Origin of the sequence: Serpentinimonas maccroryi, from assembly GCF_000828915.1 — a bacterium.
Taxonomy (GTDB): Bacteria; Pseudomonadota; Gammaproteobacteria; order Burkholderiales; family Burkholderiaceae_C; genus Serpentinimonas; species Serpentinimonas maccroryi.
Window position 1 is genome coordinate 2,404,345 of sequence record NZ_AP014569.1, and the last position, 23,766, is coordinate 2,428,110.

General features: G+C 68.5%; 20 protein-coding genes. 12 read left to right on the forward strand and 8 right to left on the reverse strand.

The annotated features are described in order from the left end of the window. Position 1 precedes the first annotated feature (1 nt). From SMCB_RS11075 to SMCB_RS11095, 5 genes are all read right to left on the reverse strand, one after another. Positions 2-850, reverse strand: a complete 849-nt coding sequence (locus SMCB_RS11075) for a gamma-glutamyl-gamma-aminobutyrate hydrolase family protein (protein WP_045537041.1) — start codon at positions 848-850, stop codon at positions 2-4. 47 nt (positions 851-897) lie between these two features. Next, complete coding sequence (locus tag SMCB_RS11080; protein ID WP_045537043.1) at positions 898-2,214, reverse strand: NAD(P)/FAD-dependent oxidoreductase; 1,317 nt, start codon at positions 2,212-2,214, stop codon at positions 898-900. Positions 2,215-2,386: 172 nt separating this feature from the next. After that, positions 2,387-3,331, reverse strand: coding sequence for an agmatinase (speB, locus tag SMCB_RS11085; RefSeq protein ID WP_045537045.1), 945 nt, complete (start codon positions 3,329-3,331; stop codon positions 2,387-2,389). 25 nt (positions 3,332-3,356) lie between these two features. Next, positions 3,357-4,652: a YbfB/YjiJ family MFS transporter gene (locus tag SMCB_RS11090; protein WP_082027372.1), complete on the reverse strand. Its 1,296-nt coding sequence runs from the start codon at positions 4,650-4,652 to the stop codon at positions 3,357-3,359. A gap of 66 nt (positions 4,653-4,718) precedes the next feature. Beyond that, positions 4,719-7,040, reverse strand: a complete 2,322-nt coding sequence (locus SMCB_RS11095; protein ID WP_082027478.1) for a heavy metal translocating P-type ATPase — start codon at positions 7,038-7,040, stop codon at positions 4,719-4,721. A gap of 104 nt (positions 7,041-7,144) precedes the next feature. On the opposite strand from SMCB_RS11095, the gene SMCB_RS11100 reads away from it, so the two are divergent. From SMCB_RS11100 to SMCB_RS11145, 10 genes are all read left to right on the forward strand, one after another. Continuing rightward, positions 7,145-7,372 (forward strand): heavy-metal-associated domain-containing protein, encoded by a 228-nt coding sequence (locus SMCB_RS11100; RefSeq protein WP_045537048.1) that lies wholly within the window; start codon positions 7,145-7,147, stop codon positions 7,370-7,372. A 462-nt stretch (positions 7,373-7,834) separates the two neighbouring features. After that, positions 7,835-8,566, forward strand: a complete 732-nt coding sequence (minC, locus tag SMCB_RS11105) for a septum site-determining protein MinC (protein WP_045537050.1) — start codon at positions 7,835-7,837, stop codon at positions 8,564-8,566. A gap of 27 nt (positions 8,567-8,593) precedes the next feature. Next, positions 8,594-9,406 carry a septum site-determining protein MinD gene (gene minD / locus SMCB_RS11110; protein ID WP_045537052.1) on the forward strand — a complete coding sequence of 271 codons (813 nt, stop codon included), beginning with the start codon at positions 8,594-8,596 and terminating at the stop codon, positions 9,404-9,406. 5 nt (positions 9,407-9,411) lie between these two features. Further along, complete coding sequence (gene minE / locus SMCB_RS11115; RefSeq protein WP_045537054.1) at positions 9,412-9,675, forward strand: cell division topological specificity factor MinE; 264 nt, start codon at positions 9,412-9,414, stop codon at positions 9,673-9,675. 100 nt (positions 9,676-9,775) lie between these two features. After that, positions 9,776-11,002, forward strand: a complete 1,227-nt coding sequence (locus SMCB_RS11120; RefSeq protein WP_045537056.1) for an acetate/propionate family kinase — start codon at positions 9,776-9,778, stop codon at positions 11,000-11,002. A gap of 96 nt (positions 11,003-11,098) precedes the next feature. Continuing rightward, complete coding sequence (fabI, locus tag SMCB_RS11125) at positions 11,099-11,857, forward strand: enoyl-ACP reductase FabI (protein WP_045538078.1); 759 nt, start codon at positions 11,099-11,101, stop codon at positions 11,855-11,857. Between the two features lie 102 nt (positions 11,858-11,959). Beyond that, positions 11,960-13,915 (forward strand): DUF47 domain-containing protein, encoded by a 1,956-nt coding sequence (locus SMCB_RS11130; RefSeq protein WP_045538080.1) that lies wholly within the window; start codon positions 11,960-11,962, stop codon positions 13,913-13,915. After that, on the forward strand, positions 13,912-15,537 hold the full coding sequence (locus SMCB_RS11135; protein ID WP_052468516.1) for a PEP/pyruvate-binding domain-containing protein: 1,626 nt from the start codon (positions 13,912-13,914) through the stop codon (positions 15,535-15,537). The genes SMCB_RS11130 and SMCB_RS11135 overlap by 4 nt, the downstream gene beginning before the upstream one ends. Before the next feature lie 39 nt (positions 15,538-15,576). After that, complete coding sequence (locus SMCB_RS11140) at positions 15,577-17,061, forward strand: bifunctional enoyl-CoA hydratase/phosphate acetyltransferase (RefSeq protein WP_045537058.1); 1,485 nt, start codon at positions 15,577-15,579, stop codon at positions 17,059-17,061. 2 nt (positions 17,062-17,063) lie between these two features. After that, positions 17,064-17,354, forward strand: a complete 291-nt coding sequence (locus SMCB_RS11145; RefSeq protein ID WP_045537060.1) for a SemiSWEET transporter — start codon at positions 17,064-17,066, stop codon at positions 17,352-17,354. Positions 17,355-17,358: 4 nt separating this feature from the next. On the opposite strand, the gene SMCB_RS11150 is transcribed toward SMCB_RS11145, so the two are convergent. The 3 genes from SMCB_RS11150 to SMCB_RS12260 form a co-directional block, all read right to left on the reverse strand. Next, positions 17,359-19,836, reverse strand: a complete 2,478-nt coding sequence (locus SMCB_RS11150) for a putative bifunctional diguanylate cyclase/phosphodiesterase (RefSeq protein WP_045537062.1) — start codon at positions 19,834-19,836, stop codon at positions 17,359-17,361. Between the two features lie 16 nt (positions 19,837-19,852). Continuing rightward, on the reverse strand, positions 19,853-20,383 hold the full coding sequence (locus tag SMCB_RS11155; protein ID WP_045537064.1) for a hypothetical protein: 531 nt from the start codon (positions 20,381-20,383) through the stop codon (positions 19,853-19,855). Positions 20,384-20,589: 206 nt separating this feature from the next. Continuing rightward, the gene (locus SMCB_RS12260) at positions 20,590-22,026 is read right to left on the reverse strand and encodes a S8 family serine peptidase (RefSeq protein WP_052468517.1); all 1,437 of its coding nucleotides are present in this window, start codon (positions 22,024-22,026) and stop codon (positions 20,590-20,592) included. Between the two features lie 152 nt (positions 22,027-22,178). Here SMCB_RS12260 and SMCB_RS11165 point away from each other — a divergent pair, with 152 nt between their 5' ends. Continuing rightward, positions 22,179-22,679 carry an RNA polymerase sigma factor gene (locus SMCB_RS11165; protein ID WP_045537066.1) on the forward strand — a complete coding sequence of 167 codons (501 nt, stop codon included), beginning with the start codon at positions 22,179-22,181 and terminating at the stop codon, positions 22,677-22,679. Positions 22,680-22,723: 44 nt separating this feature from the next. Then, complete coding sequence (locus SMCB_RS12900; RefSeq protein ID WP_045537068.1) at positions 22,724-23,707, forward strand: anti-sigma factor family protein; 984 nt, start codon at positions 22,724-22,726, stop codon at positions 23,705-23,707. Positions 23,708-23,766: the final 59 nt, after the last annotated feature.

Sequence of the window (23,766 nt, forward strand, 5' to 3'; positions counted from 1 at the left end):
CTCATGCTCCGGTTGCGCTGGGTGCGCCGGTTGTGGACTGGGCCAGCTGCGCTTGCAGGCGGCGCTGCTGGCGCCGCCGCAGCGCCTGGCCAAAGGCTTCAAAGGTGGTGGCGTAAAAGGGGTTTTGCTCGCAGCGCCACTCGGGGTGCCACTGCACCGCGTAGGCAAACTCGGTCGCGCCCTGCACCTCGATGGCCTCGACCAACCCATCTTCGGCCCATGCCAGCGCCCGCACACCGGGCGCCAAGCGGCCGATGCCCTGCCCGTGCAGCGAGTTGACCATGGCCTGCGTGCCGCCAGCCCACTGCGCCAGCGCCGAGCCTTCCGCCAGCCGCACTGGGTGGCTGGGGCCGTACTGCTGCTCGAGCGGCAGGCCGTCGGGGTCGCGGTGGTCCATCAGCCCCGGCACGGCGTGCACGGTCTGGTGCAGGCTGCCCCCCAGGGCGACATTGATCTCTTGGAAGCCGCGGCAGATGCCCAGCAGCGGCACCTGCTGCGCGATGCAGGCGCGCACCAGCGCCAGCGTGAGCGCGTCGCGCTCGGGGTCCAGCGGCAGCGTGGGGTCGTGCACGTCTTCATCGAAGTGCGCCGGGTGCACGTTGGAGGGCGAGCCGGTGAGCATCACGCCATCGACTAGCGCCAGCAACGCGCCCACCTGCGCCGCCTCGGCCAGCGGGAACAGCACCGGCTGCGCCTGCGCGCCGACCTTGACCGCGCGCGCGTACTTGTCGCCCAGCAGCAGATAGGGCATGTCGTTGGGGCCCAGCTGACGGTGGTCGGCGGGCAGCCAGACCAAGGGCGGGGTGGCGGGCGCAGCGGAGTGGGCGGAGGCAGTAGGGTTCGGGTTCATGGTGCGCGGTAAGCCTTGGACGGTGATTGTGGCAGAGGCTGAGCCTCTCAGCCCAGCGCCTCGCGCAAGCGCTGCCACGCCATGCCCAGCGCCAGCAGCGGCGTGCGCAGCCACGGCCCACCGGGAAAAGGGTGGTGTTTTAGCCGCGCATAAACATCGAAGCGCTCGGCTTGGCCGCCGATGGCCTCGGCCACCAAGCGCCCGGCCAAACCGGCCAGCACCACGCCGTGGCCGCTGAAGCCCTGCAAATAATAGACCTGCGGCGACAGCCGGCCAAAATCCGGGGCCCGGTTCATGCTGATATCGACAAAGCCGCCCCACAGGTAGTCGACCGGCACCTGCGCCAGATCGGGGAACACCGCCAGCAGGCGCTGGCGCATGAGGGCCTGCAGCTGCGCCGGGGTGCGGGTGGTGTAGCTGACACGGCCACCAAACAGCAGCCGCTGCTCGGCGCTGAAGCGAAAGTAGTCGAGCACCAGGTTGTTGTCGCACACCGCGGCGGCGCTGGGGATCAGGCGCCGGCTCAGGGCAGTGGCCACCGGGGCGGTAGCCACCAAGTAAGTGCCCACCGGCATGATGCGCCGCGCCAGCGCCGGCGCCAGCGCCGGGGCGTATTCGGGCAGCAGGCAGTTGCCCGCCAGCAGCGCGTAGCGCGCCGACACCTGGCCGTGGGCCGTGTGCGCCGTGACACCGGCGGCGCATTGGCTCAGGCGCAGCACGGGGCTGTGCTCGTGCAGCACCACGCCGGCGCGCTGCGCCGCCTGCGCCAACCCCAGCGTGTACTTGAGCGGGTGCAGGTGGCCGCTGAGGGGCTCAAAGGCGGCGGCGTGGTAGCGCGGGCTGTCGATGTGGCGGCGCACCTCGGGCCCGGTGGCCACCTCGCACGCCAGGCCGTAGTCGCGCTGCTGCTGCTCGACCTCGGCCAGCAGGCGCCGCGCCTGGCGTGCCGAATCGGCCACCGTCAGGTAGCCGCGCTGCCAGTCGCAGTCGATGCGCTGCTGCGCGATGCGCTGCCCGATGAGCTCGATGCCCTCCAGCGTCCAGTCCCAGAGCCGGCGCGCATCGGCGCGCCCGAGCTGCTGCTCGAGCTGCCCTTGCCCACAGGCATAGCCCACCAAGGCCTGGCCGCCATTGCGCCCGCTGGCCCCCCAGCCGATGCGTTGCGCCTCGAGCAGACAGACCTGCAGCCCACGCTCGGCCAGCTCCAGCGCCGCGCTCAAGCCCGCCAGCCCACCGCCCACCACCAGCACATCGGCGCGCTGCTGGCCCTGCAGCGGCGGCAAGACCGGTGCACGCTGCACCGTCGCCTCGTAGTAGCTGCGCTGGTTCAGTAGGGTGTCGGATTGCAGCAGGGAGGATGCCATAAAGTAAGCGTAGCATAGGCTTGGAGCTGCGCTTTTGTTGAGGCGTGGTGAGACAGACAAAAGTGCCACAGCCTGTGGCACTTGCTACAGATCTCATCCGCTGCCCATCTGCGCAAGGGCAAGACAGCCTACAACTTTTCCTAAAACTCCCGAAGGGGTGGCGTGCAGAGGGTCAGGCACCTGCACCCGCGCCGCGCCCCAGCGCCACCTGCCCGGCCAGCCAAGTCCAGACCAAGGTGGCGGCGGCGCTGCTGGTGAGTTCGGCGTGGTCGTAGGCCGGCGCCACTTCGACGCAGTCCATACCCACCCAGTTCAGGTCGACCAGCTCTTCGACCACGGTCAGCACCTGGCTGCTGCTCAGGCCGCCGGGCTCGGGGGTGCCGGTGCCGGGGGCGAAGGCGGGGTCGAGGCAGTCGATATCGATCGTCAGGTAGCAGGGCCGCTCGCCGATGCGCTGGCGGATCTCGCGCAGCAGCGGCTGCAAAGCCGCGCCGTCGAGGCCGCGCAAGTCGCGCGCGGTGTAGATCAGGCCGCCTTGGTCGCGCACGTACTCGCGTGCCGCGCGCTGGCCGCTGGAGCGCAGCCCGATCTGCACCGTGTGCGCCGGGCTGACCAGGCCCTCTTGCAGCGCCTCATAGGTCCAGGTGCCGTGGCCCGCAGGTTCGCCGCAGTGATCGGTCCAGGTGTCGCAATGGGCGTCGAAATGCACCAGCGCCAACGGCGCGCCTTGGCCATAGACGCGGCGCGCGGCGCGCAGCAGCGGCAGGGTGATGGAGTGGTCGCCGCCCAGAAACACGCAGCGGTGCTGGCCCATGAGGGCCTGCGCCTGCTGCTCGATGCAGGCCTGCAGATGGGGCAGCGCGGCGGTGTTGGGCAAGCGCAGATCGAGCGCGTCGCCCACGTGCCCAACGGGGCTGCAGTTGAAGTGCGGGTGCTCGCCGTCGCACAGCATCAGGCTGGCGGCGCGAATGGCTTGCGGGCCAAAGCGCGCCCCGGGGCGGTTGCTGACGGCGCCATCAAAAGGCACCCCGACCAGCGCAAAGGGCTGGTCGGCCAGTGGCGCGCAACCCAAAAAGCGGTTGCAGTTGTTGGCGTAGGCAAAGTCTCCGATGGCCATGGGGTGCTCCTGCGGTGTGCAAAGTTTAGTGTGTAGGGCGGCCGGCGCTCTGCAGCGGCCGCTGGCGCCACGCCAGCGCCGCGCCCAGCCACAGCGCCAGCGCCGAGTAGAACAAGCCGCGCTCGAGCCCGCCCGGGCCGTCGGCGATCCAGCCCACCGCCGTCGGGCCCACGATCTGCCCGGCCGCAAACACGATCGTGAAGGCGCTGATGCCGCCGGCCCACTGCTCCGGTGGCAAATTGTGGCGCACCAGCGCCGTGGTCGAGGCCACCACCGACAAAAAGACCGCCCCGAACAACAGCCCCGAGGCCAGCAACGCCGGCCAAGCCGCCGTGAGCGCGGGCACCAGCGTCGCCAAGCCGAGCAGGGCGCTGAGGCGCGCCAGCGCCTGCCCGCCGCGAAAACGATCGAGCCAAGCGGCCCACAGCCGCGCCGAAATCACCACCCCCAAGCCCAGCAGGGTGTAAAACAGCGTGATCGCCCCGGTGGCGTGCCCCTGCTCGTGCAGCAGCGCGATGACGAAGGTCATGTAGCCGATGTAACCCAGACCAAACAGGGTGTAGGCGGCCAGCGCCCAGCCAAAACTTTGCACCAGAAGCGCCCAACCCAAGGCCGGGCTGGGCGGCGCGCCGGGGCCGGCACGGTACACGGGCGCGGCATCGACTTCCAGCCCCAGCTGGCGCAGCGCCCGCAGCAGCCCCCACAGCGATGCCGTGGTGAGCAAACAGACCAGCGCCAGCAGCCACCAAGCCCAAGCCCAGCCGTGCGGCACGCTGGCGGCCCAGCCCAGCACCGGCGGCACCGCCAGCGCCGACAGCACGATGCCCCAGCCCACGCCGCCGTAATACAAGCCCAGCAACCAACCGCTGTGCGCCGGCCAAACCGTGCCCAGGCGCGCCGCCAATAAGCCCCCGGCCACAAAAACCCAGGCGCTGAACACGCCCGCCGCCAGCCGCTGCGCCAGCAGCGGCGCGCTGGCGCTAAAAAAACCGCTGCTGGCCATGAACACGCTGGCCAGCAAGGCCCCAGCCAGCAGCAGCGGTCCAGCCCCCAAGCGGCGCAGCAGCCACGGGGCCGTGAGCGCCCCCACGAGGTAGCCGACGGCGTTGAAGGTGTTCATGGCCCCGGCCAAGGCGTAGGTCCAGCCGAGGTCGGCGCGCATGGGCGGCAGCAGCAAACCGTAGGCAAAGCGCGTGATGCCCAGCGCCACCGCCGCCGCCAGCGAGAGCCACAGCGCCAGCAGCACCCCGCGCCACCAAGGGGGCAAGGGGGGTCGGATCGCGGACAGGCTGGTGGGAGGGCCCGCGCTGGGTTCGGCCATAGGCTTCGATCCTAAACCCGCGCGCACCCGATTTGCCGGCGCAAGCGCAAATTGCCTCCCAGCCCCTCAGCTCCGCGCCGGCGGCCGCCAGCGCTTGAGCAGCAAGGCGTTGCTCACCACGCTCACCGAGCTCAGCGCCATCGCCGCCCCGGCCAGCACCGGGCTGAGCAGGCCCAGCGCCGCCAGCGGGATGCCGACGGTGTTGTAGATGAAAGCCCAAAACAGGTTTTGCCGGATTTTGGCTACCGTGCGGCGCGATATGTCGAGCGCCGCCGCCACCAGCAGCGGCTCGCCGCGCATCAGGGTGATGCCGGCGGCGTGCAGCGCCACATCGGAGCCGCCTTGGGCGTGGCTCATCGCCAGCCCGACATCGGCCGCCGCCAGCGCCGGGGCATCGTTGACGCCGTCGCCCACCATCGCCACCACCCGGCCCTGGGCTTTGAGTTCGGCCACCAGCCGCGCCTTGTCGCCCGGCAGCACCTGGGCGCGCACCTCGCCCGCCGCTGGGTCTAGCCCTAGGCGGCGCGCCATGGCCTCGGCGGCGCGCTGGTTGTCGCCCGAAATCATCAGCACCCGCAGACCCAGCGCACGCAACTCGGCGATGGCTTGGGCCGAACCGGGTTTGGGTTGGTCGGCAAACGCCAGCAAGGCCAGCGGCTGCCACCCGTGCTGCTGCGCCAGCACCGACACGCTGCAGCCTTGGGCCGCCCAAGCCTCGGCCTGCTCCTGCCAGCCCCGCAAATCGGCCCCGAGCCCCTGCAGCCAGTCCCAACTGCCCAGATACAGCACCGTGCCCTGCACCTCACCATGGCAGCCGCGCCCCGGCACCGCCTGCACCGCGCTGGCTTGCAGTTCCAGCTCTTGCGGTTCCAATTGGGCTTGCGCCGCCTGCAACACCGCGCGCGCCAGCGGGTGCTCGCTGTGGCGCTGCAAGGCCGCCGCCGCCTGCAGCGCCACCGCCGCATCCACACCCGCAGCCGGCAACAGGTGCCGCAACACCGGCTGCCCTAGGGTGAGGGTGCCGGTTTTGTCGAAAGCCACCGTGTCCACACGGCGCGCGGCTTCGAGCGCCTCCGGGTCTTTGATCAAGATGCCGTGCTGCGCCGCCACCCCGGTGCCGGCCATGATCGCCGTCGGCGTGGCCAGCCCGAGCGCGCACGGGCAGGCGATCACCAGCACCGCCACCGCCGCCAGCAGGGCCTGCTCAAACGGCGCCTGCTGCCAGCCCCACCAGAGCGCAAAGGTGGCCAGCGCGACCAGCAACACCACCGGCACGAACACCGCCGCCACCCGGTCCACCTGGCGCTGCACCGGCGGCTTGACCGCTTGCGCGTCTTGCACCAGCGCGATGATGCGCTGCAGCACCGACTGCGTGCCCACCGCCGTCACGCGCAGCTCGATGGCGCCGTCGCCGTTCAGGCTGCCGCCGGTGACCGTGTCGCCCACCAATCGCAACACCGGCAGCGGCTCGCCGGTGAGCAGGGATTCGTCGATCTGCGTCTGCCCCTGCTCGATCACGCCGTCGGCAGGCAGGCGCTCGCCCGGGCGCACCAGCAGCCGGTCGCCCGGCAGCAATTCGGCCACCGGCACGTCCTGCAGCTGCTCGCGCCGCACGCCGTCGGGCAGCAGGTGCGCCACCTCGGGGCGCAAGGCCTGCAGGGCGCGTATGGCGCTGGTGGTCTGGCGCTTGGCGCGCGCCTCCAGCCATTTGCCCAGCAGCACCAGGGTGATGATCACCGCCGCCGCCTCGTAGTACAGCGGCACCATGCTGCCAGGCTCGGCGCGCCACCACAACCAGGTGCTCATGCCCCAAGCAGCCGTGGTGCCGATGGCCACCAACAGCTCCATGTTGCCGCTGCCGGCGCGGATGGCGTGCCAACCGGCGCGGTAAAACCGCGCCCCAAGGATGAACTGCACCGGCGTGGCCAACAGAAACTGCCACAGCGGCCCCAACATCCAGTGCTCGCCCCAGAGCTTACCCACCATGGGCAACGCCAGCGGCAGCGTGAGCGCCATGGCCAGCAGCACCGGCCAAAAATCGCGCCGCACGCCCCACAGGCGGTCTAGGGCCGGGTCGGCTTCTGCGGCCTGCGTCAGGGGCACCGGTTCATAACCGGCGTCGCGCACCGCGCGGTGCAGCCGCGCTTGCCAGAGCGTGGCCTCGTCGGCCTCTACGCCCATGCCCACGTTCAGACCCATACCCATTTCTGCAGCGCCCTGGCCTGGGGCGCCCTGGGCCGGTGCACCGCCGCCATTGGCTGCACCTTGCACGGGCGCCGCCACCCGCACACGCACCGTTTCGGTGGCCAGGTTGACGCTCACCTCCTGCACCCCGGGCAGCTTGGCCAAGGCGCGCTCGACCCGCGACACGCACGAGGCGCAGGTCATGCCCACGATTTTGAACTGGCTCTCAAACGGCGGCGCGGCAGGGTTCACTCAAGCTTCCAGTAAAACTCACATACTACGGACTTTAACCAGTAAAGGACTCTACCATGGACACCCACCACTTCACGGTTCAGGGCATGAGCTGCGGCCACTGCGATCAGGCGGTGCGCCAAGCCATCCGCCGCCTCGACGCGCAGGCCGAGGTGCAGATCGAGCGCAGCAGCGGCCGCGTGACGGTGCGCAGCAGCATCTCCCGCGGTGCGCTGGCCAGCGCGCTCGACGACGCCGGCTACCCCGAGATCCCACCCGAGGCCGGCGACTCTGACCCAGCTTAAAACAGGATTTGCCGCCGCACAAGGATGCAAACCTTCGCGCGTCGATGCCGTACCAACCCATGCTGGGCAAGATCGCTGCACAAGGCTGTGGATAGCTCGCGCACAATGTGTCGGTTATCCACAGGAGGCGCCGAACAAGGCCACTTATGCAGCGCTGCAAGAATTTGTCCAGCCCCGCTCTGCACACCTAAAAATGGGTGCAACAGATTGAATCCAAAAGAAATAATGAGTTGTTCAGTGAATCGGGATGGGCCTACTACTACGACTATGCTTTAAATCAAGATATTGGAGATAGGGGAAGACACCGGCCACCCCCGCGGCTTCGGCGCCGTGCTGCATCTGTCGCGGCCCGTCTGCCGTCCGGCCGCGCTTTGGCCTTCCGGTTTGGCCGGGCTGTTAAGATTTGCCCTTGAACCCCTCCTGCTCTCCCCACCATCCCCCCTTGCGGCCTCTGACCCCTCTATGAGTTTCGAGCTCAAAAGCACCCACTGGCCCTTGTTGGCTTTGGCGCTGCGCAGTGCCGACACCCAGCGTCTGATGCAAGACTGGCAGCAGCGCTACGGCGATGCAGCGGGATTTTTCGACCAAGACGCGCTGTTGCTCGACTTCAGCGCCCTGCCAGACAGCGAACCAGCCCTTGCCGATTTGTCGGCGCTGCTGGCGCTGTTGCGCGCGGCCCACTTGCAACCTGTGGCGTACCGGGGTGGATCGGCGGCCGTGCGCCAGCAGGCCGCGGCGGCTGGGTTGGTACGTGCCGACGATGCAATGGATGCCGTGCAGGCACTCACAGCCAGCGCAGCCAGCAGCGCAATCGAGCCCACCCCAACCCCTGCCCCGGAGCGCCTTGCGGTGGGCGCGCTGCTGATCGACCGCCCCTTGCGTTCGGGGCAGCAGGTGTATGCGCGCGGCCGCGACCTGATCGTCACCGCCATGGTCAACCCTGGCGCCGAGGTGGTGGCCGATGGCCACATCCACATCTATGCGCCGCTGCGCGGCAAGGCCATCGCCGGCGCGCGCGGCGACGAAAACGCGTGCATTTTTGCCACCTGCCTCGAGGCCGAGCTGTTGTCCATCGCCGGCACCTACCGCACCAGCGAAGTGCCGCTGCCGCCAGAGGTGCGCTCCAAAGCCGCGCGGGTGCGGCTGCAGCGCCACAACGATGCCGAGCGGCTGCTGATCGAAGCCATCGCTTAAAAAATTTGTATAGAAAGTCATGACCACATGAGCAAAATAGTCGTCGTCACATCCGGTAAAGGCGGGGTGGGCAAGACCACCACCAGCGCCAGCTTCGCCGCCGGCTTGGCCCTCAAGGGCTTCAAAACCGTGGTCATCGACTTTGACGTCGGCTTGCGCAACCTCGACCTGATCATGGGTTGCGAGCGCCGCGTGGTCTACGACTTCATCAACGTCATCCACCAGGAAGCCAATCTGAACCAGGCCTTGATCAAAGACAAGCAGTGCGAAGGCCTGTACGTGCTGGCGGCCAGCCAGACGCGCGACAAAGACGCCTTGTCGCAAGAGGGGGTGGAGCGCGTGCTCAACGATCTGGCTGGCATGGGTTTTGATTACATCGTCTGCGACTCGCCGGCCGGGATCGAGGCCGGCGCCTTGATGGCCATGCACTACGCCGACGAGGCGCTGGTGGTGACCAACCCCGAGGTCTCCAGCGTGCGCGACTCGGACCGCATTCTGGGCATGCTCAGCAGCAAAACGCGGCGCGCCATCGAGGGCCGCGAAGCCATCAAAGAGCACCTGCTGATCACGCGCTACAACCCGAACCGGGTGCAAGAGGGGCAGATGCTGTCGCTGCAAGACATACAGGACATTCTGCGCATTCCGCTCATCGGCGTCATCCCCGAGAGCGAAACGGTGCTGCAGGCCTCGAACCAGGGCCTGCCGGCGGTGCACATGCAGGGCACCGAGGTCTCGGAAGCCTACAAAGACGTGATCGAGCGCTTTTTGGGCCAGGAGCGGCCGCTGCGCTTTGTGGACGCGCAAAAGCCCAGCTTGCTCAAACGCCTGTTCGGGAGGTGAGCGCCATGTCCTGGTTGTCATTTTTCCTGGGCGAGAAAAAGCAGACCGCGTCGATCGCCAAAGACCGTCTGCAGATCATTTTGGCGCACGAGCGCAGCGGGCGCAACGCCAGCGAGCCCGACTACTTGCCGCAGTTGCAGCGCGAGCTGATCGCCGTCATCAGCAAGTACGTGCACGTCAATCCGGGCGACATCCGCGTCAACCTTGAGCGCCAGGAAAACCTGGACGTGCTCGAAGTAAAAATCGAGCTGCCCGAAAAACAGCGCTAAAAGCGAGCGCCTGTGCGCCGCCATTCGGAGGCGCGTTTTGTCAAATTACCTGCCTATACTGGATCGGGTCGCTTCTTTGCGCCTTTGGGCGCCGCTCGCCATGCCTCTGTTGCTCACGCTCAACGCCGGATCGTCGTCGATCAAGTTTTCGCTCACCGCCTTGCCGGAAGGATCGCTTGGCTCGGCGCTGCAAGGCGGCTTGCCGGCGCCGCTGGCGCATGGGCAGGTGTCTGGCATCGGCGGCGCAGCGGCGCGGCTGAGCATCGAGTCGAGCACGCACAGCAAGCAACAGCACACGCTGCCCGGCGCGGATGCAACGCGCAGCGGACACGAGCAGGCGCTGGCTGCCGTGCTGCACTGGCTGGAGCAAAACCTGCCTGAGCAAAAAGTGGAACTGGTGAGCCACCGCGTGGTGCACGGCGGCGTGCACTATGCCCAGCCGGTGCGCATCGACGCGCCGGTGCTGGCGCAGCTCGAGGCGCTGGCGCCGCTGGCGCCGCTGCACCAGCCGCACAACCTGGCCGGCATCCGCTCGGCCATGGCGGCCTTTGGGCAGGCGCTGCAAGTGGCGTGTTTCGACACCGCCTTTCACCGCCAGCACCCCTTTGTGGCCGACACCTTTGCGCTGCCGCGCCGGTTTTATGACGCCGGCGTGCGCCGCTACGGTTTTCACGGTTTGTCTTACGCGTACATTGCCCGCGCGCTGCAGCAGCAGTGGCCGGCGCTGCACCAAGGGCGGGTGATCGTGGCCCACCTAGGCAACGGGGCTTCGATGTGCGCGCTGCGCCACGGGGTGTCGATCGATTCGAGCATGGGCTTCACCGCCCTCGACGGCCTGCCCATGGGCACGCGCTGCGGCCAGATCGACCCCGGCGTGCTGCTCTATCTGCTGACCGAAAAAGGCTACAGCCCGGCCCAGTTGACCGAGCTGCTGTATCAGCAATCGGGGCTCAAGGGCATGTCGGGCCTGAGCAACGACGTGCGCGAGCTGCTGCAGTCGGCACAGCCCGAGGCGGCGCAGGCGCTGGACTACTTTGTGGCGCGCTGCAAGCGCGAAATCGGCGCCTTGAGCGCCAGCCTGGGCGGGCTCGATGCGCTGGTGTTTACCGGCGGCATTGGTGAAAACGCGGTGGCGATCCGCGAGCGTATCCTGCAAGAGCTGGGCTGGATCGGGATCGACTCCGACGCGCAGGCCAACGCCCACGCGTGCGCTGGCCGCGGTGGCCCGATCAGCCGCGCCGGCTCGCGCGTCACGGTGCTGGTGCTGCCCACCGACGAAGAGCGCATGCTGGCCGAACACGCCCTTGCGCTGTGGCAGGCAGACTGAAATTTTAGGCAATCCCGGAGCAGTCCCATGTTCATCGACCCCCACTCACGCGACCCCCTGCCCAAGGTCTGGGACGAAAACACCCGCATCGGCGACATGCTCAAGGGCAAGCGCGGCCTGGTGGTGGGTGTGGCCAACGCCGACAGCATCGCCTTTGGCTGCGCCGCCAAGCTGCGCGCCTTTGGGGCCGAGATCGCCCTCACCTACTTCAACGACAAAGCCAAAAAATTCGTAGCACCGCTGGCCGAGCAGATCGACGCCACGCTGCTGTTGCCGCTGGACGTGAGCCAACCGGGGCAGATGGAGCAGGTGTTTGAGCAGATCAAGGCGCACTGGGGCAGCCTGGATTTCGTCATCCACTCGATCGCCTTTGCCCCGCGCGAGGATCTGCATGGGCGCATCATCGACTGCACGCAAGCCGGCTTCTTGCAGGCCATGCAAGTGTCTTGCCACTCCTTCATCGAAATGGCGCACCACGCCGAACCGCTGCTGCGCCCCGGCGGCGCGCTCGTGACCATGAGCTACTACGGTGCCGACAAGGTGGTGAACAACTACAACCTGATGGGCCCGGTGAAGGCGGCGCTGGAGTCGGCGGTGCGCTACCTGGCCAAAGAGCTGGGTGAGCAGGACATCCGCGTCTATGCGGTCTCGCCCGGGCCGCTCAAAACGCGCGCTTCCTCGGGCATCGCGCATTTCGACGAGCTGATCGAGATGGCGGTGACGCGCTCCCCCGGGCGGCGGCTGGTGGACATCGCCGAAGTCGGGCGCGCGGTGGCTTTTTTGGTCGGTGGCGCGGCCTCGGGCATCACCGGCGACGTGATCTACGTCGACGCCGGCTTGCACCACATGGCTTGATCCAGCGCGCCGGCGCCGGCGCGGGCGGCGGTGCAGTGCCAGCGCTTCACGAGCCTGACACACACCCAAGGCAAACTGCGCGCTACCGCCAAGATTTGCACCATGGACAAACAAAAAGCCGTCGCCACGCTGGGCCAAAATTCGTTGCTCTTGCCGGCCTGGATCACCGCCGCCCTGCTGGCCAACGACCGCCTCAAGCTGTATCTGTCGGTGCTGCAGTCGGCGGCGGCGCACGCGGCCGACCCGCAGGCTCCGCTGCCCGACTGGAGCGCCGAGCTGCGCCAGCACGGCCAAGCCGACTTGCTCTGGCTGGGCGAACTCGCCGCCAACGCCTTTGTGCAGGATGCGCTGCTGGTGTTGCCGCAGCTCGATGCCCTGACGCAGGCCATTGGCGACGATTTGCAGACCATGGCCAAGCCGGTCTGCGAGTCCGGCGGCGCGCCCGAGCCCGCGCTGTGTCAGCGCCGCGAGCAGTGGCTGGCGTTTCTGGAACGGCTCAAAGAGCAGGAAGCGCTGCACCCCGGCGACCTGATCGCCCTCACCCACGGCGAGCGCAAGGCCGGCGACAGCCTGCACCTGCTGGTCATGGACCTGCACAAGCGCCTCAACGCCTTGTCGGCGCAGATCGCCACCGAAAACATCGACGGCGCCCACGCCTGGCAGATCGACCCCGACGACCGGCCGCTCATCCAAGCCTTTATGCGCGGCCTGCAGCGCACCGCGCCGCTCAAGTTTGGCCACCCCGGGCTGGCCACGGCGGTCACGCGCCACGGCAAAAAGCTGCTGATTCAAAACGACATCGGCACCAACGACGCGCACGTGCTGGTGCTCGAAGTCAGCGCCAAAACGGTGCGCCTGACCTACTCCGACCTGCACCAGGTGCGCTTCGATTTTTTTCGCCAGCAATTGGAGTCGCTCGGCTTCAGCTGGGAGCTGCTGGCGCCGCAGCGCGCCGATGGGCTCAACCAAGGCCAACCCTACGTGCTCGGCCACGCCACGCTGCAAGTGCGCCAGCCGGCGGCGCTGTTGCAGGGGCTGGAGGCGGCGGCCTCGCGCATCGTCTTTCTGATCGACTGGAACCGGGCCCGCAAGCGCCTGCAGCTGTTCGTCGGCAAGGCGCTGGCCATCGACATTTTGAGCCATTGCGCCAAGACCGAAGTCGGGCACATGGCTTGGCTGCTGGCGGGCGGCGAGCAACTGGTCTATGAAGCCATGCAGGCCGTCGATAGCCACGCCTTTCGCGTCGGCGAACGGCTCGACTTGGTGCTGGGCGAGGCGGCGGCGCGGCAGTTTTTGCAGGCCCTGCTCACCGAGGCCAGCATCAAGCTGCGCCAGCAACTGCCGCTGGCCATGGTGCAAGACGAAGCCCGGCTGCTGCTGGCGCGCGCCATGCGCCAGCGCAGCTTCGAATTCGACCTGCTGGCCGAACACGCGGCCTTGCAGCACGCCCTGGCCAGCGAGCTGTGCCAGGCGCTGGCGCAAGCCGGCCGCAGCGAGCCGCAAAACTGGGAGCGCACGCTGCAGCGCTGCAAAGCCTGGGAGCACCAGGCCGACCAGCTGCTGACCACGGCGCGCGAGCGCACCCGCCGCCACGAGCGCTGGCGGCCCCTGCTCGAGCTGCTCGACGCCATGGACGACGCCGCCGACACGCTCGAGGAGGCGGCCTACCTGCTGATGCTGCTGCACACCGAGCCCTTGCGCGGGCTGCCGGCGCGCATCGTCGAGGCGCTGCTGCGCCTGGCCGAAACCACCTTGGCGGCGATCCAGGACCAGATCAAGGCGATCGAAATCGCGCGCCACCTGAGCCTGCAAGCGAACCGGGTCGATGAAGAGGCTTTTCTGCAGGCCCTGTGGCGCACGCTGCGCGCCGAACGCCAGTGCGACGAGCACTACCGCCAGACGCGGGTGCAACTGGTGCAGGAGCTGGCGCAGCAGCCGGTGCTGTTTGGCTTGGGCAACGAGCTGGCCGGGGCGCTGGAAGCGGCCACCGACCACCTGCTCAAAGCCGGCTACGTGTTGCGCCGCATCGTGCTCGGCCCCGCCGGAGTGGTGACATGAAAAAATCCGCTGCCGCTGCGTCCGCTTGGCCGCGCCACCTGCACCTGATCGGCCCCGAGCCCGCTGCCAAGACCGCGCCACCGACCCCCGAGGCGGTCGGCTCCAAGGCCTACCACCTCTGGCGCATGGCGCAGCTGGGCTTGCCGGTGCCGGCGGCGCTGGTGCTGGGCACCCACTACACGCGCGACCCGGCCGCCAGCCTGCCGCCCTTGCTGGGCAGCGGTTTGCCGGCCCTGGAGGCGGCCTGCGCCTTGAAACTGGGCGACCCGCGCGCGCCGCTGCTGGTCTCGGTGCGCTCCGGCGCCCCGGTGTCGATGCCGGGGATGATGGAAACCTTGCTCAACGTCGGGCTGTGCGAGGCCACCCTGCCCGGCTTGCTGCGCCAAAGCGGCAACCCGCGCATGGTCTGGGACGCCTACCGGCGCCTGATCGCCAGCTACGCGCAGGTGGTCGCGGGCCTGCCCGCGCCGCTGTTCGAGGCCGAGTTGCAGCGCGCCACGCAAGGGGGCGACGAGCGCGAACTCGACTACCAGGGCCTGCGCGCGCTGTGCCGCAGCTACCTGGCGCTGTACCAGACCCACGCCGGCCAGGCGTTCCCGCAAGACCCGCACGAGCAGCTCGCCGCTGCGGTGCAGGCGGTCTATGGCTCCTGGTTTGCGCCCAAGGCCAAAAGCTACCGCAAACTGCACGGCATCGACGAACAGCTCGGCACCGCCGTGATCGTGCAGCGCATGGTGTTTGGCAACAGCGGCACCCACTCCGGCGCCGGGGTCGGGTTCACGCGCGACCCGAGCAGCGGCGAGCCGACGCTATGGGTCGATTTTCTGGCCAACGCCCAAGGCGAAGACGTGGTCAGCGGGCAGCGCAACGCGCACGGCCACGCCAGCTTGGCGCAGACCCTGCCGCAGGCCTGGGAGGCGCTGCAAAACGCGGCGCGCACGCTCGAGCAAAGCTTTAGCGACATGCAAGACTTCGAATTCACGGTGCAAGACGGCCACCTGCACCTGCTGCAAACGCGCAGCGGCAAGCGCACCCCGCGCGCGGCCGTGCGCATCGCCCTCGACCTGCACGAGGCCGGCCTGATCGAGCGCCAAACGGCGCGCGAACGCACCGCGCACCTCAAGCCCAAAGACCTGGTGCTGCAACAACTCGCCCCGCGCAGCGGCGCCGAGGCGGCAGAGGGCTGGCAACCGCTGGAGCTGGCGCGCGCCAGCAGCGCCTGCAGCGGCATCGCCAGCGGCGAGATCGCGCTCGACCCCGAACGCGCCATCGAGCGCGCCCGCGCCGGTGTGCCGGTGCTGCTGGTGCGCCCAGATGCGCAAACCGACGACATCGAGGCCCTGCAGCGCGTGCAGGGGCTGCTGACCCAGCGCGGCGCGCGCACCGCCCACGCGGCGGTGGTGGCGCGCCAACTGGGCAAGGTCTGTCTGGTCGGCTGCGCCGACCTGCGCATCGATGCCCAGCGCCAGACGGTGGCCTTTGGACCGCACGAATACGCGGTCGGGGAATCCCTGACCTTGGATGGCAACCAGGGCATCGTTTATGCTGGCGCATTGGCGGTGGTGGACGTGCCCGACTTGCACCTGCAGCGCCGGCTGCAGGCCTTGCGCGACAACCCCTGACGTGCATACCGCCGACGCTACATTTTTAGGAACCGACCCATGACCCAGCCCCCGACTTCGAGCGAATGGAGTGAGAACCTGACCTTCGACGAGCTGCACATCGGCCAGAGCGCGCGCCTGCTGCGCACCCTGACGCTGCAAGACATCCAGGCCTTTGCCGCCGTGTCGGGCGACACCAACCCGGCGCACCTGAACCCCGAATACGCCAACGACACCCTGTTTCACGGCGTGATCGGGCACGGCATGTGGAGCGGCGCCCTGATCTCGGCGCTGCTGGGCACCCAGTTCCCGGGGCCGGGCACCATCTACCTCGAGCAGGCGCTGCGCTTCGTGCGCCCGGTGCGCATCGGCGACACGCTCACCGTCACCGCCACCGTGTTGAGCAAAGACGACGCCAAAAAAGCGGTGGAGCTCGACTGCCTCGTGACCAACCAAAAAGACGAGAAAGTGCTGCAAGGCGTGGCCAAGGTGCTGGCACCGACCGAGAAGGTGCGCCTGCCCAAGATCAACGCCCCCACCATCCAGCTCTTTGACCCGCAGGCGCGCTTTCGCGAGCTGCTGTCGCTGGCCGACGGCATGGAGCCGATGCGCTGCGCCGTGGTGCACCCGTGCGATGTCGGCTCGCTCACGGGCGCGCTCGACGCCGCCCGCCACGGCCTGATGACGCCGCTGCTGATCGGCCCCAAGGAGCGCATCTTGGCGCTGGCGCGCGAGGCCGAGCTGGACTTGGGCGACAGCCAAATCCTGCACGTGCCGCACAGCCACGCCGCCGCCGAGCTGGCCGCCGATCTGGCCGCCAAGGGCGAGGTCGATGCCCTGATGAAAGGCAGCCTGCACACCGACGAGCTGATCGCGGCCGTGCTGCAGCGGCGCGAGCTGCGCACCGGGCGGCGCATGTCGCACGTGTTCCGCTTCGACGTGCCGCTCTACAGCAAGCCGTTGCTCATCACCGACGCCGCGCTCAACATCCGCCCGTCTTTGAGCGAAAAAGTGGACATCGTGCAAAACGCCATCGACTTTGCGCGCATCATGGGCGTGGAGCAGCCGCGGGTGGCGATCTTGTCGGCGGTCGAGACCGTCAACCCCAACATCCCCTCGACCATCGAAGCGGCGGCGCTGTGCAAAATGGCCGACCGCGGCCAGATCAAGGGCGGCGTGCTTGACGGCCCGCTGGCTTTTGACAACGCCATCTCGGCGCAGGCGGCGGCGATCAAACACATCGAATCGCCGGTGTCGGGCCAAGCCGATATTTTGATGGTGCCCGATCTCGAGAGCGGCAACATGTTGGCCAAGCAGCTCGAGTACTTGGCCGGGGCCACCGGCTCGGGCATCGTGCTGGGAGCGCGGGTGCCGATTGCGCTCACCAGCCGCGCCGACGGCGCCAACGCGCGCGTGGCATCGGCGCTGCTGGCGCTGCTGATCGTGCAGCACAACCGCGCGCGGCCGGCAGGCAGCCCCAAGCAGAGCGCATCGGCCCAAGCCACCGCCCCCACCGGCAGCGATGACAGCCGCCAACGGGCGTGAACATGCCCGCATGGGGTGAGCTGGTCGGCAGCCTGGCGGCCTTGCTCACCACCCTGAGCTTCGTTCCGCAGGTCTGGCACACCTGGCGCACGCGCGACGTGAGCGGCATCTCGCTCGCCATGTACAGCGCCTTCACGCTCGGGGTGGCGCTGTGGCTGGTCTATGGTTGGCTGCTGGGTGCGTGGCCGATCATCATCGCCAACGCCGTCACGCTCAGCTTGGCGCTCAGCATTCTGGCGATGAAGCTGCGCTATGGGCGTGCGCCGGGCAAGGTGCAGCGCAGGGGCCAGTAGGCAATCAGGTGCCTTGCGGCTGCTTGGCCCACCAAGGTGCCAGCTGCTCCCAGGGCATGGGCTTGGCGATGTGGTAGCCCTGCGCCCAGTCGCACCCCCAGGCTTGCAGCCGCTGCAGCGTGGCGGCGTCCTCCACCCCTTCGGCCACCACCAGCAGCCCGAGTTGGTGCGCCAGTTCGAGCGAGGATTGCACGATGGCGGCGTCGCGGCTGTCGCTGGCCATCTGGGCGATGAAGCTCTGGTCGATTTTGAGCGTCTGCACCGGCAGCTGCTTGAGGTAGGTCAGGGACGAATAACCGGTGCCGTAGTCGTCGATCGCCAATTCGAGCCCCAGCGCGGCCAGTTGCTGCAGCGTGGCCAGGGCCCGCGCCGGGTCCTCCATCAGGGCGCTTTCGGTGATCTCGAGGCTGATCTGGCTGCTATCGACGCCGTGGCGCCGCAGGCAGGCCGCCACGCGCTCGGCAAAGGCGGGGTCGAGCAGGTCGCGGGTCGAGACGTTGACCGCTATCGGGCACGCAAAACCCAGATGCTTCCATTGCGCGCAAGCCTGCGCGGCGGCTTCAATGACCCAAGTCGTGAGTTCGGTGATGAAACCGGTCTGCTCGGCAAAAGGAATGAAGCGCGCCGGGGCGATCAAGCCCTCGGTGGGGTGCTGCCAGCGCAACAGCGCTTCGGCAGACAAAGCCCGTTTGCCATGCAGCGGCAGCTTGGGCTGCAGGTACAGGCGCAATTCGCCGCGCACCATGCCGTCGCGCATGGCACCGAGCAAAGACAGATCGGCCACCTGGCTGCGGTCGTGTTCGGGCACAAAGCACAGCACGCCGGCGGTGCGGCGCTTGGCCTGGCGCATGGCCATTTCGGCGTGGTTGATCAGGGCTTCGGCGTCGCTGCCATCGCGCGGGCCTTCGGCCAGCCCGGCGCTGGCGCGCACATCGACGCGCTGGCCGCCCAGCACCATCCCGGCCGCCAGCTGCGCCAGAATCAGGCGCGCTTGCGTCAGCGCCTGATCCGCCGACGAGCCCGTGAGCAGCAAACCAAACTCGTCGCCACCCAGCCGTGCCAGCAGGTGCCCTTTGCCCACCGCCTCACTCAGGCGCTGCGCGACGGCGCGCAACAACTCGTCGCCAAAGGCATAGCCCATGACCTCGTTGACGTGCTTGAAGCGGTCTAAATTGAGCGAGAGCACCGACAAAGGCGGCTGGCCGGCGCGCTGCTGCCCCAGCGCCAATTCCACCGCCTCGACGAAACGCTGGCGGTTCGGCAAGCCGGTGAGCCGATCGCGGTAGGCCAGGCGCCGGATCTCGCCCTGCTGCTCGGCCAGGCTCTGGCGCATGGCGTCGAAGCCGCGGCTGAGTTGCGAGACCTCATCGAACCCGGCACTGGGAGGCAGGGGGGCGTCGAAGCGGCCTTGCTCCAGCGCCAGCGCCGCCTGTTGCAAGGTGGCTAAGGGCGCGGTGATGCGGCGCACGCTGCGCGCACTGGCCCAAGCGAACAAAGCCAAGCCCAACAGGCTGAGCCCGCCCAGCCACAGCTGCAATTGAACAAAGGGCAACTCGGCATCGGCCACCGAGCGCAGCAAAACCGTGTGCAGCTCGCCACCCAAGGCGGGCAGGCGCAGTTTCCGTTGCGCGTAGCGCTTGCCGACATACGTTGCGTAGGCGGCGTCGGCTTCCAGCATTAAACCAGAGGCTGGAGTCGCCAAGGTGCTAAAGACCAGGGTCGGCGGGTTGGGGTTGTGCGCTGCATCGGCAAACAGCAGCACGTGCACGTCCAGGTTGGTGTGCATCTGATCGGCCAGAGACTGCGCCAGCGCAAAGCCCATCAGCACCCAACCTTGGATGCGATTGTTTTCCTGATCCAGCACCGGCGCGACGACGAACTGATACGGGGCGTCACCGAGCAGCGCCAACACCGAGCGGCTGCGGTCGCGTGTGCCGTGTTCGGCGACGGCGCGCAGCAATTGGGACAGGGCGTCAGGGTCGTCGATCCAAGGCGAGGCCCGGGCCGCATCGGCTGGGGTGCGGTTGTTTTGCGCGCGCGCCATCTGCGGGTAGGCGGTGTGTTTGAGCCAGAGCAGAAACACCGCATCGAGCGGTTTGGTGGCCTGCAACTGCAGATCGGTGTCGAGCACGGCCGTGATCTGGGCCCCGATGCGCTCGCCCTCGAGCGCCAGCGCGGTCTCCATCTGGTCCAGGTCTTTGCGGCCCAGCGCCCGGCGCAGCTCATGGTTCGAGGCCAGCAGGGCGGCGCTGTCGAGCAACCGGCTCGACTCCTGTGCCAACAGGCTGCGCCAGACGCGCTCAGCGGCGTGCAGTTCGTGCGCCCACTGCCGATCGGCCTGCTGGCTGATGAGCCCTTGCACCAGAGCAAAGAGCAGCAGCAGCAGCGCCAAGACCAAGCTCACCGACGAAAAAACCAGTCGGGTGGTGAGGCGCTGGCGCTGCCACCAAGATAAAAGAGCGAGATTCACGTGGGAGGCCATCAGGTCGGGGTGGCGATCAGATCCAAGCGAATCGCTGATCGGTGGCAAGCGGTCGTTCTAGAGCTTGGGTGGTTGCGCCGGGCAACGATTGTGTCAGAGCCCGGTAGCGCTGCGCGTAGCGCTCTGCCAAGGCCCGGCAGGCGGCTGACGCAAGCAGCATGGGGGTGGCCGCGCCCACCCAGCCATCGTCACGCAAACGCAGCAGCACCAGGTGCAGCGCCACTTCAGTTGGCACCCCGGCCGCTGCCAAGCGCTCGTTCTGCCAGCGCGGCAGCACGATCAGGCAATCCGGGTGCAGGGCCGCGAGCTGCCGCAGGCGCGCGAGCGCCGGGCCCTCGCCGCCCTCGGGGGCGAGCAGCAGTTTGGCGCCGCGCGGCTGGCGTGGCAGGGCGAGTCGGTCCGCAGGCTCGGCCACCCAAGCCGCCAGCCCGAGTTCGGCGTTGATGCAGCGCCAGCGCACCGAAAGCTCCGTTTGCGCAACCGTTGCGGCTGCCGGATGAGAGCCGAGCTTGAGCTGTTGCCAAAGGCGTTTCAGGAGCGGGTACATGGCGCGGGCATCCAAAGGGTTGGGGGGCGGTGGTCGCAAGCCGCAGCGCTTGAATGCGCGGTCTCGCGGTTTGCGACCCTTTCATGAGCGACAACGCGCGGCCGCCTGCCTTATTCCGCCAGTTACAAAAAATTACATTTTTGCCACTGGGCACGCTGCGCTGATGATTGAGCCTGGGGCGCCGGCTGCTGAGCGCGGCGTATGGCTTAGCGGCACAAAGGCGTAATCTGCGGCAAGCCCCAGCCAAAGACCGGGTCGCGGCCGGGGGCTCCGAGATCTTGCAAGGCCATGCCCTGGCCGCTGAACCACTGCGGGGCGCTCAGGCTGCGCTCGTGCAACGACTGCGACACCATGGCCACCAGAAAAGGCACGGCATAAGAGGTGCCGCTGCGCCGCTGTAGGGTGCCGGCGGAGCCGACGGTGGGCAAATCGGTGCCGGGCAAGGCAAAGCGGATGTGCCCGCCTTGGCTGGCGCGCCGGTACACCGCTTGCGCCGGCGTGAGCGCCGTGACGGCCAGAGTGGCCGGGTGCGCGGCCGGAAAAGCCGGCGCCGCCGCGCGCCCGCCATTGCCCGCCGCAGCCACCACCACCACCCCGCGCGCCCGGGCACGCTCGAGGGCGGCGTCGAGCACGGCATTGCGCGGGCCCGCCAGGCTCATGCCGATCACCTGCGCCCCCTGGCCCACCAACCAATCCAGGCTTTGCGCCAAACCCAAGGCGTCGGCGCGGCTGTGGCCCGAAGGCAGGCGGTAAAACGGCGCCGCTGCCAGCAGGCGCGCACGCGGCAGCAGCCCGGTGTAGCCGGCGCCAGGCTGACCCACCAGCAAGGCGGCAATGGCGGTGCCGTGATCGTCTTCGACCGCCGTCTGGTCCGGGCTGAGTTTGTGCTGGCTGAGGATCTGCGCCCCGCGCAGCGACGGGTGGGCGAGCTGCACGGCGGTGTCCACGATGCCGATCACCTGGCGCTGTCCGCACTTGGCGCTGGCCACCGGCCAGCCGATCGACTGTTTGAAGGCCGAAATGGGTTCGCTGCTGCGCGCAGCCGTGGGACTGGCTGGGGCTTGTGCCACCGCGTAGAGGTGTTGCAGCGCGAAGGTTTGATCTTCGAACGCCGCCAAGCGCTGGAGCGTGGCTTGGGCTTGCACACCGTGCAGGCGCAGCCGCACAACTCGCAGGTTGAGAGCGCGCAGGTTGCGGGTTTCGATCACTTCGACACCGGTTTGCAGCCGGGCGTAGGCCAGCGCGGCTGAGCTGGGGTTGAGGGCCAGCAGCTCGTTGGGCAGGTGCTCGCCCGAGTCGCCCGAGGCTGCCCAGGCGGCAGCTAGGGGGGCGGGAGCCGCAGCACCCCCGGCGCTGCCGCTGCCTCCTCCTCCCCCTTCGCTGCCAGCGCTCGAAGCGCCATCGTCGCCATCGTCACCACCATCGTCACCGCCACCATCGCCACCATCGCCACCATCGCCACCATCGCCACCATCATCGGCCCACACCAGAGCACCGCCGCCCAACTCGGGGGGCGATCCGGCGGGGGTGATCCAAGCCAGCGGCCCCAGAAAACCCAGCACGGCCAACAAGCCGGTGCGGGCGCTCAGGCGCAGGCGCGCAGGCACAGGGCGGCGCGGCGCGTCGGGGCGGGGTTGAAGCATATAAACCATTGCAAGCTAGACTCTAGCGCAAGACACCGATTCCGCCTAGCCTGCCGGTGCGGCCAGCCGCTGCAGTCATCGGGGGTAAAAATTTGTAACCCGGTTGGGAATAAATCCTGGCTGGCCGCGTTGTCACTTGCAACAGACTTTCTATGGCGTCCTCTGATCCACGTGCCGAGCTCATTAGCCTGCTGCCGCGCTTGCGCCGCTTCGCCTATGGGCTGACCGGCGACGGGCACCAGGCCGACGATCTGGTGCAGGCCGGCTGCCTGAAAGCGATCGAGCGCTGGAGCCAGTACCAGGGCGGCACCAGTCTGGCCAGTTGGCTGTTTCGCATTCTGCAAACCACTTGGCTCGACGAGTACCGCACGCGCCAGCGCCAGCAGACCGATTCGTGGGACGAGGGTTTTGAGGAGTTGATGGGTGACGATGGCACCTCGCTGCTAGAGGCGCGCAGCGAGGCCCGCGCCGTGCGCCGGCTGGTGGCCGAACTGCCCGAGGATCAGCGCGCGGTGCTGATGCTGGTGGCGGTCGAGGGCTTGTCGTACAAAGAGGCGGCCGAGGTGTTGGAGCTGCCCTTGGGCACGGTGATGAGCCGCTTGGCGCGGGCCAGGGCCCGTCTGGCCGAGGGTTTGGGCGCTAAAGGGCGCTAAAGGGCGCTAAAAAGCGCAAAAAGGCGTTAGAAGGACGGAGAAAGATGACGATCGACACCATGACGCTGCTGGCCTATCTGGACGGTCAGCTCGAACAAGAGGCCGACTACGAGCGCGTCGAGCAGGCGCTGCAGCAGGATGCGGGCTTGCGCGAGCGCCTGCAAGCGCTGGTGCAGCAGAGCGCCACCATCCGCTCGGCCTTTCGCGCCAAGCTCGAAGAGCCGGTGCCGCCGCAGTTGGTGGCGGCGATCCTGAACGCGCCTTGGCCGCAAGTGCAAGCGGTGGGGCAGCGTTCCAAGCCGCAGTTGGCCGTGGATGCGGCTGCACAGCCCGCCGTTGACCCGGCGCCGCCCAGCCCGTGGCGGCGTCTGTGGCGGCACTGGGTGGGCGCGCTGCTGGGCGGGCCAAGCGGCAGCGGCAACCAAGGGGGTGCGCGATCCGGTGCCGGGGGTGCGGCAGCAGGAGGTGGCGCCAGTGCCGGCGCTGGCCGGGGCGCGGGTTTGGTGGCTTGGGCGCCGGGCCGGCTCTTGCAGGGCGTGGCGCTGGCCTCGCTGGTCTGGGTGGTGCTGCTGCTGTGGGTCTGGCCGCAGGCTGTGCCCACGGCCCCGCGCCCGCACTGGGCCCAGAGCGGCGCGCCAGTGCACGATGAGCGCGTGCTGACGGCGCTGCAGGCGGTGGCCAGCGCGCAGGTGGTGCGCATCGGCGCCGACACGCTCGAGGTGCTGGGCAGCTTCGAGCGCGCCCCGGGGCAGCATTGCCGCGAAGTGCAGGAGCTTCGCCAAAGCGCTGGCGCACAGACGCAGACGCAAACGCTGGCGGTGCTGTGCCAGACCCCGGACAGCGGTTGGGCGGTGGCATTTGCCGCCAGCGAAACCGTGCCTGTGGGTGCGTTCGAGACCGCCAGCGGGGCCCAGCAAGCGGCTTTGCAGGCGTTTTACGAGGGCTTGGGCACGGTGCAGTTTTTGTCGGCTGACGAAGAAAACGCGCGCCTGACGGCGGGCTGGCAGGGGCCGGCGCCGCGCCCCTGAGCCGGTGGCGCGAAACCGCCGCCGCGCTGCGCCAACCCGACTTCGCGCCAACCCGCCTC

Bases quoted from the DNA above. Each gene is read 5' to 3' on its own strand.
- SMCB_RS11075 (WP_045537041.1), bottom strand. From the start codon at position 850: ATGAACCCGAACCCTACTGCCTCCGCCCACTCCGCTGCGCCCGCCACC.
- SMCB_RS11080 (WP_045537043.1), bottom strand. From the start codon at position 2,214: ATGGCATCCTCCCTGCTGCAATCCGACACCCTACTGAACCAGCGCAGC.
- speB (WP_045537045.1), bottom strand. From the start codon at position 3,331: ATGGCCATCGGAGACTTTGCCTACGCCAACAACTGCAACCGCTTTTTG.
- SMCB_RS11090 (WP_082027372.1), bottom strand. From the start codon at position 4,652: ATGGCCGAACCCAGCGCGGGCCCTCCCACCAGCCTGTCCGCGATCCGA.
- SMCB_RS11095 (WP_082027478.1), bottom strand. From the start codon at position 7,040: ATGACCTGCGCCTCGTGCGTGTCGCGGGTCGAGCGCGCCTTGGCCAAG.
- SMCB_RS11100 (WP_045537048.1), top strand. From the start codon at position 7,145: ATGGACACCCACCACTTCACGGTTCAGGGCATGAGCTGCGGCCACTGC.
- minC (WP_045537050.1), top strand. From the start codon at position 7,835: ATGAGTTTCGAGCTCAAAAGCACCCACTGGCCCTTGTTGGCTTTGGCG.
- minD (WP_045537052.1), top strand. From the start codon at position 8,594: ATGAGCAAAATAGTCGTCGTCACATCCGGTAAAGGCGGGGTGGGCAAG.
- minE (WP_045537054.1), top strand. From the start codon at position 9,412: ATGTCCTGGTTGTCATTTTTCCTGGGCGAGAAAAAGCAGACCGCGTCG.
- SMCB_RS11120 (WP_045537056.1), top strand. From the start codon at position 9,776: ATGCCTCTGTTGCTCACGCTCAACGCCGGATCGTCGTCGATCAAGTTT.
- fabI (WP_045538078.1), top strand. From the start codon at position 11,099: ATGCTCAAGGGCAAGCGCGGCCTGGTGGTGGGTGTGGCCAACGCCGAC.
- SMCB_RS11130 (WP_045538080.1), top strand. From the start codon at position 11,960: ATGGACAAACAAAAAGCCGTCGCCACGCTGGGCCAAAATTCGTTGCTC.
- SMCB_RS11135 (WP_052468516.1), top strand. From the start codon at position 13,912: ATGAAAAAATCCGCTGCCGCTGCGTCCGCTTGGCCGCGCCACCTGCAC.
- SMCB_RS11140 (WP_045537058.1), top strand. From the start codon at position 15,577: ATGACCCAGCCCCCGACTTCGAGCGAATGGAGTGAGAACCTGACCTTC.
- SMCB_RS11145 (WP_045537060.1), top strand. From the start codon at position 17,064: ATGCCCGCATGGGGTGAGCTGGTCGGCAGCCTGGCGGCCTTGCTCACC.
- SMCB_RS11150 (WP_045537062.1), bottom strand. From the start codon at position 19,836: ATGGCCTCCCACGTGAATCTCGCTCTTTTATCTTGGTGGCAGCGCCAG.
- SMCB_RS11155 (WP_045537064.1), bottom strand. From the start codon at position 20,383: ATGTACCCGCTCCTGAAACGCCTTTGGCAACAGCTCAAGCTCGGCTCT.
- SMCB_RS12260 (WP_052468517.1), bottom strand. From the start codon at position 22,026: ATGCTTCAACCCCGCCCCGACGCGCCGCGCCGCCCTGTGCCTGCGCGC.
- SMCB_RS11165 (WP_045537066.1), top strand. From the start codon at position 22,179: ATGGCGTCCTCTGATCCACGTGCCGAGCTCATTAGCCTGCTGCCGCGC.
- SMCB_RS12900 (WP_045537068.1), top strand. From the start codon at position 22,724: ATGACGATCGACACCATGACGCTGCTGGCCTATCTGGACGGTCAGCTC.